Origin of the sequence: Dyadobacter sp. CECT 9275 (assembly GCF_907164905.1) — a bacterium.
Taxonomy (GTDB): Bacteria; Bacteroidota; Bacteroidia; order Cytophagales; family Spirosomataceae; genus Dyadobacter; species Dyadobacter helix.
Genome location: NZ_CAJRAF010000004.1, coordinates 883,960 through 897,911, shown reverse-complemented (window position 1 = coordinate 897,911; position 13,952 = coordinate 883,960). Strand labels below are relative to the sequence as shown.

The 13,952-nt window shown below is 49.2% G+C and carries 6 protein-coding genes; 5 read left to right on the top strand and 1 reads right to left on the bottom strand.

Features of this window, described 5'->3' with window-relative positions; translation table 11 throughout:
• Nucleotide 1 precedes the first annotated feature (1 nt).
• The 5 genes from KOE27_RS29290 (at nucleotide 2) to KOE27_RS29270 (ending at nucleotide 12,311) form a co-directional block, all read left to right on the top strand.
• A complete protein-coding gene (locus KOE27_RS29290) occupies nucleotides 2-3,439 on the top strand; it encodes a SusC/RagA family TonB-linked outer membrane protein (RefSeq protein WP_229253058.1) in 3,438 nt (1,145 codons plus the stop codon).
• Nucleotides 3,440-3,459: 20 nt separating this feature from the next.
• Nucleotides 3,460-4,917: a RagB/SusD family nutrient uptake outer membrane protein gene (locus tag KOE27_RS29285; RefSeq protein ID WP_215242379.1), complete on the top strand. Its 1,458-nt coding sequence runs from the start codon at nucleotides 3,460-3,462 to the stop codon at nucleotides 4,915-4,917.
• Nucleotides 4,918-5,416: 499 nt separating this feature from the next.
• A complete protein-coding gene (locus KOE27_RS29280) occupies nucleotides 5,417-8,392 on the top strand; it encodes a PVC-type heme-binding CxxCH protein (protein WP_215242378.1) in 2,976 nt (991 codons plus the stop codon).
• Nucleotides 8,393-8,514: 122 nt separating this feature from the next.
• Complete coding sequence (locus KOE27_RS29275; RefSeq protein WP_215242377.1) at nucleotides 8,515-9,957, top strand: hypothetical protein; 1,443 nt, start codon at nucleotides 8,515-8,517, stop codon at nucleotides 9,955-9,957.
• 11 nt (nucleotides 9,958-9,968) lie between these two features.
• On the top strand, nucleotides 9,969-12,311 hold the full coding sequence (locus tag KOE27_RS29270; RefSeq protein ID WP_229253057.1) for a hypothetical protein: 2,343 nt from the start codon (nucleotides 9,969-9,971) through the stop codon (nucleotides 12,309-12,311).
• A gap of 129 nt (nucleotides 12,312-12,440) precedes the next feature.
• Here the strand turns inward: KOE27_RS29270 and KOE27_RS29265 are convergent, their stop codons facing one another.
• Entirely contained in the window at nucleotides 12,441-13,940 is a 1,500-nt protein-coding gene (locus tag KOE27_RS29265) for a SusD/RagB family nutrient-binding outer membrane lipoprotein (RefSeq protein ID WP_215242376.1), read from the bottom strand.
• Between the last annotated feature and the right edge of the window lie 12 nt (nucleotides 13,941-13,952).

The window sequence follows — 13,952 nt, the reverse complement described above, 5'->3', positions numbered from 1 at the left end:
TATGAGACAATCATTATTACAAAAAACAGGGCTACTCCTTGCGGCTTTTCTGCTGCAGCAGGTCTGTTTGTCGCAAAGCATTGCGTATGTAAGTCAATATAACACAACGAGCCAGCATCGGGATCAGGGAACATCTGCCTCCAAATTAAAGGATGTGCTGGTTGATCTGGGCAGGAAATATCAGGTCAGTATTGTTTTTGAGGAAGCCACCGTACAGGGAATTTCGGTTCAGTCAGGCGCAGTTACCGCGGGCAAACTCGAGCGACAGCTGGAAGTTTTATTGAAACCCTATGGCCTTGCTTACAGGAAAGCTGGGAAGGGTACGTATGTGATCGTGAGGAAGGAAAAGGAGAAAGTTTCAGCCGCTGAGTATATCCGGAAAAACCCGGTGAACCCGGTTATGGAAAAGGAGCAGCCCCTCAGACAAGAAACACCCGTACCTATATTTGCGGAGCAGCAAACAGAGGACAAAATTTCGGGAAAAGTGACCGACGAAAAGGGTGTTGGGCTCCCGGGTGTGAGTGTTGTACTGAAGGGAACACAAAAAGGTACCATAACAAGCCCCGACGGCGCCTATACGATTCTGGTACCGGACAGGAGTGCCGTTCTGATTTTTTCATTTGTAGGGTATCTTCCTCAGGAAGTTATTGTCGGGGGGCGGGCAGTGCTGGACCTGGTGATGAAGGTTGACAACAAAACATTGGAAGAAGTGGTGGTGGTGGGGTACGGAACTCAAACGCGAAGAGACGTTTCAAGTGCGGTTTCTTCGGTTTCGGAGGACGACTTTAAGGCCCAGCCTGTCACCCGGGTGGATCAGGTTTTACAGGGGCGGGTTCCCGGCGTGCAGGTAACCAATTCGGGAGGTGCTCCGGGCGGGGAAGTGCGGATAAGAGTGCGGGGTGCTAATTCGTTAAGCGGGGATAATGATCCTCTTTATGTGGTCGACGGCTTTGTGGGTGCCGATTTTACTACCATTAATACTGAGGACATTGCTTCCATTGAAGTACTGAAAGACGCTTCGGCCACGGCAATCTATGGCAGCCGAGGTGCAAATGGCGTAATCATCATCACCACCAAAACGGGTAAGAAGGGAGAAATGAAGGTTGACATTGGTGTGAGATATTACAGCTCGCAGGTGATCAAGAAATACAATATGCTTGATGCCGCTGATTTTGCTGAGGTAGCCAACGAACGCGTGAAAGCACTGCTTCCGGCAGGAGGAACGTATGTGCCGAAGTTTACAGATGGGCAAATATCCGAATTCAGGAAAAACGGAGGTACCGACTGGCAGGATGAAATTTTCCGTACGGCGCCGGGCAAGGAATTTCAACTCTCCCTGTCGGGCGGGAACCAGAAAACGAGTTACCTTATTTCCGGCAATTTCCTTGATCAGGAAGGTATCATTAAAAATACTGACTTTAAACGCTACGCGATCAGAAGTAATGTTGCATCACAGATCTCCGATAAATTTTCGATACGCTTTAATTTCACCGGCACCAGGAAAGAAAATCACAACACCAGCGGAACTTCTCAGCGGAGCGGTGCGCTGGCACAGGCTCTTGCCTGGGCGCCCACCACACCCGTAAGAGACGAAAACGATAATTACATCTTGTTTGACCCCACAAGTTCGCTGTTTTCAAATCCGGTGGCGATAATCAATGAAAACGAATACCGTGCTGAAAATACCAGCGTTAACATGGTAGGCGGGCTGCGTTACGAGTTCATTCCCGGACTTTCCCTGGATGTTCAGGCGGGTCTTAACTATCTTAATTCCCAGGGAAAGGCTTTTCAGGGCTATCCCTCCACCCGAACCTGGGCTACGGCAGGGCGGTCATCCGGCGAAAATATCACCTGGCAGAATACCAACTCACTGAATTATTCCAGAGTACTCCGCATTCATCACAAGATAAGTGCCACTGCGGTTTTTGAAACACAGAAATTTATCGGCACCGGTTTTAATGCCAATGTTTCCAATCTCACCTATCCCGCCCAGTCTTATAACAATTTATCGCTGGCAGCCTCCGGTACCATCGGATCAGGATATTCCAGCTGGAGTTTGCTCTCTGCCCTGGCAAGGGTAAACTATTCCTTTAAAGACAGGTACCTGCTGTCGGCCACTGTGCGCCGGGATGGTTCGTCCAAATTCCAGGGTAAGAACAAATACAGCAACTTTCCGTCAGTTTCGGTAGGATGGCATATCTCTGAAGAATCTTTTCTAAAAAATCACGGACTGGTGGACGACCTTAAAATCAGGGCAAGCTGGGGACTCACAGGCAGCCAGGGGATAGGTTCCTACGGGACGTTGTCGAGTTATGTGACCAACCTGGATGATGCCGGTGTGGTATTTAATGGAAACGGCGGGCCGCTGGTTGCCGGTATCCTGCTGGGCAATCCAGGAAATGTTAATTTGAAATGGGAAACCACCGAACAGTATAATCTGGGTACAGACCTGGAGTTGTTCAAGGGAAAACTTCGTCTTTCGGTTGACTATTTTGTTAAAAATACCCGAGACCTGCTGATGCTGAGATCATTGCCCGGTTATGTGGGCGGATATAATATCCAGTCCAACATCGGGGAAGTTCAGAACAAGGGGTGGGAATTTGCACTGAACGCAACACCGCTGCGGGCAGCCGATTTTGAATGGACCACTACTTTGAACGTGGCGCTTTTGAAAAACAGGGTAGTAAATCTCGGTACCGAGCGGGATACCATTCCGTTAAATGAAAATGTGCTGATCCCGGGCCAGCCGATGAACTCATTCTGGGGATACAAATACCTGGGTACCTGGAAAGCCAACCAGACCGATGAAGCTGCGCTGAGCGGTCTTAAGCCCGGAGATGCACGCTATCAGGATCTGGATAACAACGGGGTGATCAATGAAAAGGATCAGCAGGTTTTGGGAAATGGCACCCCAAAAGTATCCCTGGGTTTCAATAATACTTTTTCATATAAAAACTTATCAATGAATGTGTTCTTTCAGGGACTGTATGGTTTCCAAAAGCTGAATTATACTTATGCCAACGGGATTATGGGCAGCACGGATGCAAAAGAGATAACATTTGCGGATATTAAAAACAGGTACATTCCTGGTGAAAACGAAACCTCGGACATACCTGCATTCAGTGCGGCTTCCAGTAATTCACTCATACAGACTTCGCGGTTCATTGAGAAAGGTGATTTCCTGCGGCTCAAAAATATCAGTCTTACCTACACTTTACCGAAGTCTCTTCTGAAAAATATTGCAGCCGTCAGACTGTTTGTCAGTGGTACCAATCTGCTGACCTTCACCCAATACAAGGGTATTGATCCTGAGGCAAATTCTAACGCTGTCAGCGGAATTACCTGGCAGAATTTCGGAACGGATGTACAGCAGGGGATAGACTTCGGCGCATACCCCAATTCGAAAACCTATACCGCGGGCATCAATTTCTCTTTTTAAAACCTATCCGACTTTCAATCATGAGAAAAATATTTATTTTATTCGTTTTGTTTAGCTGTTTGGGATGTAAGGATTTTCTGGAAGAGGATCCGAAGGGAGCCATTGTAGGTAACAATGCGATCAGTGATGTGCAGGGCCTCGAAGCCGCGCTTACAGGTACCTACAAAGGTCTGTTGCGAACCTGGACGCGTGGATTTTTAAATTCTTCAACCCAGAGCTTTGCGATGGGCGGAGATGATTTATCGACCATTACGGCTGGTAATCTTCCAAAAATGTGGTCACGTCAGCTGGACCAGTTTGACGTGACCTCGGGCAACACTCACACGGCTTTTATCTGGGATGGCTGTTACAAAACCATTCAGGGCGCCAACAATATCATTAATAATTACAAGCAGACCAACGGTGAGCAGGCGAAGATTAATCAGATCCTGGGTGAAGCTTATTTCCTTCGGGCGCTTTCCTACTATTGGCTGGTACGGGGCTTCGGCGCTATTCCGCTCATTACTACTTCCGACTTCACGGATGAATTGTTAAATGTTACCAAAACGGAACCCGCCGCAATTTATACCCTCATCGAAGACGATCTTAAGAAGGCAGAAGAACTGGTAGCCGACAAAAAAAGGGATCCTGGACGTCCTAACAGAGGATCGGTGAAAGCCCTGCTGGCGGACGTGTACCTGACCGAAGGCGGCTGGCCCATCAAGAACCAAAGCAAATATGCCCTGGCTGCCGCCAAGGCCAGGGAAGTAATTGATAATAAAACCCTGTATGGATTTGACCTGGTAGATCTGAGCATTCTATGGGGAGGTACCACAGCAGCCATAGGTACAGCAGAGGAGGTGATGGCGTTTCATGCTTCGTCCAATTACGGGGGATCGGTGAATGCTTATTACGGGCATCCGGGTACCCCGTCCGAAGAAGGTGGCTGGGAAGATTTTTGTTCCGAAATCCACTTCTTCAATAAATTCCCGGAGGGGAAAAGAAAGGATATTACCTTTCATACCAAGTTCGTGAAAGCCGACGGGACGATTGTACCATGGCAGGAAAGCAAAGAAAAGAAACCATATTTCCGTAAATTCAGGTTGCAGGTCAATAATACCTGGCAGTCGTCCCTGCCGGTTCACATGATCCGATATGCGCACGTGCTGCTCGTTTATGCAGAAGCTGCGGCGCGTTCGGGTTCAGTTTCCCCTGAAGCCTATGCAGCCCTGAATGCCGTCAGAACCCGGGCGGGCCTGGAAGTACTGGCGGGGCTGTCCACTGAGAATTTCGTCAAAGCGGTGGTAGACGAAAGAGCCTGGGAGTTTGCCGGAGAGTTTACAAGATGGTTTGATCTGGTGAGGCTCGAAATGGTAGAAAGTGCCAATGCCAACAAGGATGTCAATGATTTAAAGCCGATCGGGAGCATTACAAAAGCGGACTATACCTTTCCTGTTCCGCTTAAAGATGCTAATCTTAACCCCAACCTGACGGAGTAAAAGAAGGTATCCCTTACCGCAAAACCGATGCGTAGGCGCGCAGGGATCATTCCGGAAGCTGATGTTTTCTATATCCCAGCAATGGCGAAGGCCAGGCAGGCGTATGGAAAACATTACTTTTTTACAGAGAGATGTAATTTTATAAACCGTTTTTATTTAGTCATGCCGGTAAAAAACGGCGGTCCGGGATGCCCGGACCGCTGTATCTAATCATAACATGCAAAATGTTCAGTCTTCATACCACTTGCTGCTAAAAAAGGCTGAGTATCTATTAATACGACAATCATTTGTTTTTCGGCTACAACCCGGCCGGGACATTTGCAAAGAAATTAAAAGGCAGGGCGCTTTCTGGTTTTTTTTATACAAACTCCTTTTTGGATTTTATCGGTAAAGGCTTCGGGATAAAATTTATTTTTTAATCAAAAAAATGTGAGAAGATAATGCGTTAAAAGGGCTTTTCTTTATAATTGAACTGTTCTTGCCCTTAATGCCTAAACCAATGTTTTATAACAAGCTTCTGCTGATCCCGCTGATTATTTTGTTGCTCCTTGCCGGTACGAACCGGAATGATGAAAGAATTTCTGAACCCAGTGCGCGGGCGGATTCCACCCGGCTAAAAAAAGCAATGGCAAGTTTCAAGCTGGAACCCGGCCTGCGCATCGAACTTATTGCAGCGGAACCCCTTGTAGTAGATCCCGTAGCGCTGGCATTTGATGAAAAAAGACGAATGTATGTGGTGGAAGACCGTGGTTATCCGGATCCGGCAGAAGGAGGGTCACCCACGACCCTGGGCAGAATTGCCCTGCTGGAAGATAAAGATGGTGACGGGAAATATGATCATCGTTCCGAATTTGCCACCGGACTTACCTATCCCAACGGCCTGCTCGTATGGAAGGGTGGGGTTTTTGTGACCTGCGCACCCGATATTTATTATATGAAGGATACCGACGGTGACGGCGTGGCAGACATCCGGCAGGTAGTGCTGACGGGTTTCAGCAACAAACAAACAGCCCAAATCAGGGTCAGCCATCCCACACTCGGGCTGGATGGGAAGGTATATGTTACCAGTGGGCTAAACAGTGGCGAGGTGCGTTCTCCGCTGTATCCGGATCGCCCGGCGGTAAGTTTTGCACCGGCAGACGGCCGTTTTGATCCTGAAACTTTTGAATTTGAAACAACCGGAGGCCGCAGCCAGTTCGGGCTTACTTTTGATGCCTACGGTCGGCGTTTTGGATGTTCCAATCGTCATCCGGTTCGTCAGATTGTACTGGAGCCGTGGCATTTGCGAAGAAATCCATATCTTTTATTTACCGAAACCATCGAAAATGTTTCAAAAGTGGAGGCCGAAGCCGCAGTGTTTCCCATCAGCGGAGCCATTACCTCGGCTGATTTCATTCCCAGATTAATCGGATTGTCACATACGGGTACGTTCACGTCGGCTAGTGGGGTGATGATGTACAACGGAACGGGCCTTACTGCTGCTCACCGCGGAAACGTGTTTATCTGTGAGTCGGCCCAGAATTTGGTCCAGCGGCAAATTGTTTCTCCCAAGGGTGTTTCGTTTCAATCGGAATTGCCTTACAAGGGCAGGGAATTTCTTTCTTCAACCGACGAGTGGTTCAGGCCGGTATTTCTTCAGCATGGTCCGGAGGGAGCATTATATATAGCCGATATGCACAGAAAGGTGATAGACCATCCCTCTTATGTACCAGAAGAAGCCAGAGGGGGCCTGGATTTTGAAAGCGGGAAAACCGACGGTCGGATTTATCGTGTCATTCGCGAGAGTTTTAAAGATAAATCTCCTGTGGGTCTGGCTTCATTTGGTTCTGTCAAACAACTGGTAAGTGCCTTGCAGTCGCCAGAGGAATGGGAGCGGCAGACTGCACACCGGTTGTTGCTAGAAAACCGTGACCAAGCTGCGGTGCCTTTTCTGAAGCAAGCGGTAATTTCTTCAAAGTTCCCCGAGAGCCGTTTGCGGGCATTATGGATATTGGAAAGTTATAAGGCCTCTGATCCGAAAACCTTACAAGTTGCCCTGGCCGACAAGGATGCCGGGGTACGTGAACAGGCCGTTTTGCTGGCAGGTAACGCGTATTCCAGTCATCCGGAATTGTTGTCGTTCCTGACGGCCGCCGCCCATGATCCCGCCGCAAGGGTTCGTTTCACAAGTGCACTGGTGTTAGGATCGGTGGAAGGCAGCCGGGCCACTTCGGCTTTGTGCAGCATTGCCGCCAGAGATGGTGCGGACCGTTGGGTAAGGGCAGCCGTACTGAGTGGTATTGGCAACCGGCTCCCGGAATTCCTTGCGGCGTTCCGTGCTCAGCCAAAACCTGACCCGGTAGCATTTTCTGCTGTGATGCAGGATCTGGGACAGTTATTCGGTAATGGAGCTTCCTTTGCCGACTGTCGGATTCTTTTAAAAGATATGATCGAAAACCATGGTGACTACGGCTGGCGAATCTCGACAACACTTGGACTGGCGGAAGGCGTCAGCCGAAGAACAGGGCTGCCGTCATCCGAAGATGGTATCTTGTTTTCTCTTTTGGGAGAAAATGCGCAGGTATCAGAAAAGCAGCAGTTGAACAAGTTCATAACCGAGGTGGCCAGCAGGGCAGGCAACCCGGCACTCGGCACCCGTTCCCGTATTTCGGCCACTGCTTTGCTGGGTTACACCCCATTTGACAAAAGTTTAAAGGTACTTCAGAAACTCATGGATGCCCGTAACCCTGCTGAACTTCAGCTGGAAACCGTTTCGGCCCTGGCACGCCTGGGTGACGTGCGCGGCGGGGTATACCTGACTCAAAAAAATATCTGGTCAAACTATACACCACGGGTGAAATCTGCGGTGATTGCGGCTATGGTTTCCAGCCCTGCTTTTATCAACGTCTTGTTCGGAACGATAGAGAAACAGGTGATCAGTGCTGCGGAAATTTCGTCGATGGACCGGCAGCGATTGATGAAGAATAAGGATGAAGCTATCAGTGCCAGGGCGCAGGAGTTGTTCAGGGAGCTGGAAGGCGGGGGAAGAATGAAGGTATATCAAGATTATCGTTCCATACTTACGTCAACAGCCGATGCAAAGTCGGGTAAGGCGGTATTTACCCGAGCCTGTTCTGCCTGCCATACTTACGCCGGTTCCGGCGGAAAGGTGGGCCCGGACCTCACGGGTGTTCGGAATCAGCCTGCCGACGCCTTGCTGCTGCATATTTTGGTTCCTAATTATGAGGTACTGCCTGCGTATCAGGCGGTGTCGGTCGAAACCAACGATGGCCGTTCGCTGTCGGGCTGGCTGATGGCGGAAAGTGATAATAGCCTTACCCTGAAAACAGCCTTCGGAACGCAGGAATCCATTCTGCGAAAAAACATTAAAACGTTGTCTAATTCAGGACTTTCGCTGATGCCGGAGGGACTGGAACAGACAATGACCAGAGACGAGCTGGCGCAGCTGATTGCATTTCTGAAAGCGGGCAGTTGATGAAACGAACCAGGGTAAAATTAATAAGCGTAATCGTTTGATTATTAACAGACAGGTAATTCTTTGGCTATCTGCTATCGTACCTGTAACCGAGTGATGCACATTCCTAAACCTGTATAAAAATGAAAAATGTTTGTTTAAATCTGCTGTTGTTGCTCAGCAGTGTATCCCTTTTTGGCCAGCCTGCTACACCCCCGGCGGGTAATATCTTTCGTGCGGGTGCGGCCACCAGCAACATCACCCCCAGGATCGGGACTTCCATCAACGGTAGTATGACTGATATAACCATCAGAAATATCCATGACGAAACCCATGCCCGGTGCATCGTTCTGGACGACGGGCAGACCCGTCTGGCTATTGTAGTTTCGGATCTCTGCATGGCCTACCGCGAAATGATTGATGAAGCAAAGAAACGAGCCAGTGCCGTGACGAAAATCCCGGTAGAAAACATGATGATGTCCACCACCCACACACATTCCGGAGGTACGGCCTGTTCCGTTTTCCAGAGTGATCCCGACAAGGACTATGTTAACTTCCTTACGGAACGGATTGCGGATGCGGTCATCAGAGCTAACAATAATCTCGCGCCGGCGCGGATTGGCTGGGGAGTTGGCAGCGAGCCTACCCAGGTTTTTAACCGTCGCTGGAAAATGAAACCAGGGGTCGTTAACAAGAATCCTTTTGGCGGGCAGGACCAGGTCCGGATGAATCCGGGCGTTGGTAATCCTGACAGACTGGAACCAGCTGGGCCAACGGACCCCGAAATTCCAGTAATAGCTATCCAGACGCCAGACGGCCGTCCGGTTGCACTACTGGCCAATTACTCGCTGCATTATGTCGGTGGTGTAGGTTCAGGTGATGTCTCAGCGGACTATTACGGTATTTTTGCCAACCGTATGACGCAGTTACTGGGTAGCTACGGTCAGGACCCGCCATTTGTGACGATCATGTCCAATGGAACCAGCGGTAACATTAACAATGTAAACTGGGGTGGTGAAGTGCCAAAACCTGCCCAGCCATATGAAAAGATGACCGCTGTTGCCAATATTGTAGCTGCGGAGGTTTTTAAAGTATATCAAAAAATAGAGTACAAGAACTGGGTATCACTGGCCAGCCGGCAGAAGGAGATTTCCCTGGCCGTCCGTAAACCTGCACCGGCCGAACTGACACGGGCCAAGGATATTGTTTCAAAGGCTCAAAAGCCTACAATGACTTCATTGGAGGAAATATATGCACGGGAAACCCTGCTCCTGAAAGATTATCCAGACCAGGTACCTCTTATTCTCCAGGCTTTCAGGATCGGGGAGCTGGCTGTTACGGCTATACCCTGCGAGGTGTTTGTGGAGATAGGTCTGGAAATTAAGAAGAAAAGTCCGTTTAAACCTACTTTCAGTATCTCTCTTGCCAATGGATACAATGGGTATTTGCCCACCGCAGAGCATCACCAGTTGGGAGGATATGAAACCTGGCGGGCGCGATCCAGTTATCTGGAAGTCAATGCAGCTGCCAAAATTACGGACAATCTATTTCAGCTTTTGGAAAAATTAAAAACGTCGCAGCCCTGATTACTGATTCCATGACTCATTCAAGAAGGAAATTTCTGACATCCGCGTCCTTGCTGACCGCCGGCCTGCTGGCCGCACCCGATATGAGAGGGATGTCATTTTATAAGAGGTTTAACAAACTGGCTCTTGACTTACCCCATTTTCCTGACAAGCTGCATGCCTTTCTGTGGAGGAACTGGAACCTTGTTCCGTTGAGCCGGCTTGCAGCGGTTTTGAAAACTGCACCGCAGGAGGTTCTCAGCCTTGCCAGTGCTATTGGCCTTCCGGCATCCAGGCAGGTATCAGCAGACCAGCAGGAGCGGAGTTACCTCACGATCATCCGCCGTAACTGGCACCTGCTTCCAAGGGAGCAATTGTTGGAACTGCTGGGCTGGACGGATGAAAAACTTACCTTTACCCTTCAGGAGGACGATTTTTTTTACATCAAACTGGGGAGTCTGAAACCTGAATGCGGCAAGGTAACTTTTAAGCCCCGTTCGGCGGAAGTAAAAGTAAAGGAACAATGGGTGACCCGTGTGATCCGTGAGGAGTTTAAAGATGGCTTTCCAGAACAGAAACAACCTCTTTTTCATTTTATTAACGACTTATCCGCGGTTTCAGCAGAAACTGTCGTACAGAAGTCTTCGGGTTTTTCTCCAAGGTTTGGATATGCCTATTTTGCCTTGTTTGGAGATCCTTTGCTTCAACCGGATATTGATCCTTATCCAGAGGGATATCTGGCCCGTATGTCGGCTTCGGGGATGGATGGTACCTGGATCCACATTGTGCTTTCCAAGCTTACGCCTTTCCAATGGGATCCTTCACTGAGCGAACACTGGGAAAAGCGGCTGGAAAACCTGGGCCGGCTGGTAAAAAAATCGAAGCAACACGGGATTGGGATTTATCTTTACCTGAACGAGCCGAGGTTTTTGCCGCTTGCTTTTTTCGAAAAGCATCCTGAACTGAAAGGAGTTACCATTGGAGAGCAGGCAGCATTGTGTACCTCGCACCCGCAGGTGCAGCAGTACCTCACTGATTCCATGGCCTTGATCACCTCCCGCGTTCCCGACCTGGCGGGTTTCTTTTCTATTACGGCATCTGAAAACCATACCAATTGCTGGTCGCATGGTAAAGGTGCCGAATGCCCGCGCTGCGGAAAGCGGAGCCCGGGGGCGGTCATATCAGAACTGAATAATTTGTATCTGACGGGTATACGGAGAGGTATGGCAGGGCTGGGGCCATCAGCGGGTGCAGAAGCAAGCGGGCCCCGCCTGATCGCCTGGGACTGGGGGTGGAAAGACGGATGGGCCGAAGAAATTATTCCATTACTTGGGAAGGAAACGGCATTGATGAGCGTAAGTGAGTGGGACTTACCAATCGAAAGAGGTGGTATCCAAAACAAAGTGGGCGAGTATTCTATTTCGTCGATAGGCCCCGGGCCACGGGCGCTGCGGCATTGGGAAATTGCGAGAAGGCATGGTCTTAAAACTATCGCTAAAATCCAGGCGGGTAATACCTGGGAAATTGCTGCCGTACCCTACATTCCGGCTTTGGAAAATGTGGCAAAGCACGCTGAAAATCTAAGGCAGACCAAAGTGGATGGCCTGATGCTGGGCTGGACATTGGGAGGATATCCCTCGCCAAATCTGGAAGTAGTGGCCGAAATGGGAAGCAGCGACACAATATCGGCCCGGGAAGCCATGGAAAAAGTAGCCCGAAGAAGATATGGCCTGGCTGGCACTGCTGTTACAGAGGCCTGGCAGAAGTACAGCGAGGCTTTCAGAGAGTTTCCTTACCATGTGGGTGTGGTTTACTCGGCGCCCCTGCAGGCAGGACCGTCCAATCTGTTATGGGACAGGCCTACTGGTTATAGGGCAACCATGGTGGGGCTGCCCTATGACGATATCAACGGTTGGCGGGCTAATTACCCTACAGAAGTTTTCATTTCCCAGCTTCAAAAAATAACAGACGGATTCAACAAGGCACTGGCGGCGCTGCGTGTAAAGGCAAAAACATTAAAATTAACCGGTTTGCAGCAAAAGGCATTGCTGGAAGAATGTCATGTGGCAGAAACCGTAGCCATTCATTACGGGAGTATCGTTAACCAGTCGCGGTTCGTCGTTAACCGCGACAAGCTTTCCGCAGGTATAGAAAAGAAAGAGGCGCAGGTACTGATTTCAGAACTCGAAACAATTCTAAAGGAAGAAATCGTTTTGGCCAGGAGAATGGCGGTCCTTCAGGGAAATGACAGCCGCTTGGGTTTTGAAGCATCCAACCATTATTTCTATGTTGTAAACGACCTGGTGGAGAAGGTATTGAATTGCCGTGATTTGCTGGACCGCTGGTTGCCGCAACAAAAAAAGAGATGGTCCTGATTGGTGAGAAATTGCCTGGCCTGAATTCAACGATGGAAACCGGGCCTTTGTACCGCAGGTGCAAAACAACACAATTTATGGAATCCTGTTGTTTTGTACCTGCGGCAGGTTAATTCAATCCACCACCTGTTATTTCTTATCCCACCAGATTTTTGAAACGTAAGAGTCCCCATTGGATAATCGGGCTACTGCCTGCTGGTAATTATCTTTATTAAGCAGCGCTTCACGTGATGAGTAAATGGTACGGCGTGGAATGGTACCATTGGTGGAGCCTGCAAAAGGTCCTGCCTTCAGTGTTGGATAACCCATTCTTCGCCATTCGATAAAGGCCTCATAGGAACGTCCAAACAGCTGGATCCACTTCTGGGTACCTATTTTTTCCAGTTTCTGCTCTTTGGTCAGTCCCGTAAATGACAGTTCTTTCTCAAAAGCTGCCGGTACTGTGGTGATGTTATAGGGCGCTTGTGCCAATGCTGCTTTCACGCCTGCCTGGTAAAAACCTTCCGCGTCTGCCTCGGTGGCACCCCATCCCTCCAGTGCCGCCTCTGCTTTGTAAAATGAAATATCGGCGTAAGACATGGCTATGCATGGAATGGCGGGGCTGTAATCCCGGTTGAAAAAAGTGGCAGTGGATGCGGTACTGTAATCATCTTTAATGATTGTTTTCAGGATTGCATCCGTCAGTGCCACACCTATTCCCTTATATGCCGGTGAGCCTGCTTTTACGGAATTGACGCTTGGCTGTGCAATCCTTGGCAAACGAGGGTCGCCGGTCGTTACCAGTTTAGTTACAAATGCGTCAGCCAGATATTTAAGATCCGGGCTGCCTGCGAGAAAGTGGTTTAGTACCGGGTGTACATTGGCGTTGGTTGCGTTGTTGTAGGTGGGGATGGCGGCATCATCACTGTTGCTGGCCAGTAATGGCTGGCCCATCGCTTCTGTTACTGTTTTCTGTGCAAGGGAAGGGTTCGCATACCTTATCCGCATTCCTAATCTAAGTTTGAGCGAATTGGCATATTTTTTCCATTTGGTGATATCGCCTTTGTAATAAAAATCCGCATTGCCGTAACTCACGTCACCTGCTGTGAGTTGTGACATAGCCGCATCCAGTTCGGTTATCAACGATTTGTAAATGGATTCCTGTGAATCAAAAACAGGTTTGGTATTCACATCATCCGATCCCAGAGCGGTTTGCGAATAGGGCACATCACCGAACAGATCAGTGAGCCGCTGCCACACGGAGATCTCTACAATCTTGGCAATTGCAAGTTTGGTTCTGCCAGTAGGATCGTTTTCTTTCCCTTTCAGGATGGAACTCCTGATCTGGCTGATGTTACGAAGCAGGGTGTAATGGCTTTCCCAGGCGCCGTTGTCACTCTGTTCAATATAACGGGAGCTGCTGATCAGAACGCCGCCCGCCCAGTGCTGTATCCACGAGCCATACTGGTTATTGGGATATTCGTACCCTTCCGAAAAAGCGGCATCTTTTTGTACCTTGGAAAGAATAAGTCCCGGGTCAATGGTGGTTACAGAAGTGGGAGGTGTATTGATCTTTTCAAAGTCACCGGTACATGCCTGTACCAGACAAACGGTGCCGGTCAGCAGGATGGATTTTATTATATTTTTCATCTCTTAAATCAT

Coding starts and splice junctions, on each gene's coding strand:
- KOE27_RS29290 (WP_229253058.1), top strand. CDS start 2: ATGAGACAATCATTATTACAAAAAACAGGGCTACTCCTTGCGGCTTTT.
- KOE27_RS29285 (WP_215242379.1), top strand. CDS start 3,460: ATGAGAAAAATATTTATTTTATTCGTTTTGTTTAGCTGTTTGGGATGT.
- KOE27_RS29280 (WP_215242378.1), top strand. CDS start 5,417: ATGTTTTATAACAAGCTTCTGCTGATCCCGCTGATTATTTTGTTGCTC.
- KOE27_RS29275 (WP_215242377.1), top strand. CDS start 8,515: ATGAAAAATGTTTGTTTAAATCTGCTGTTGTTGCTCAGCAGTGTATCC.
- KOE27_RS29270 (WP_229253057.1), top strand. CDS start 9,969: ATGACTCATTCAAGAAGGAAATTTCTGACATCCGCGTCCTTGCTGACC.
- KOE27_RS29265 (WP_215242376.1), bottom strand. CDS start 13,940: ATGAAAAATATAATAAAATCCATCCTGCTGACCGGCACCGTTTGTCTG.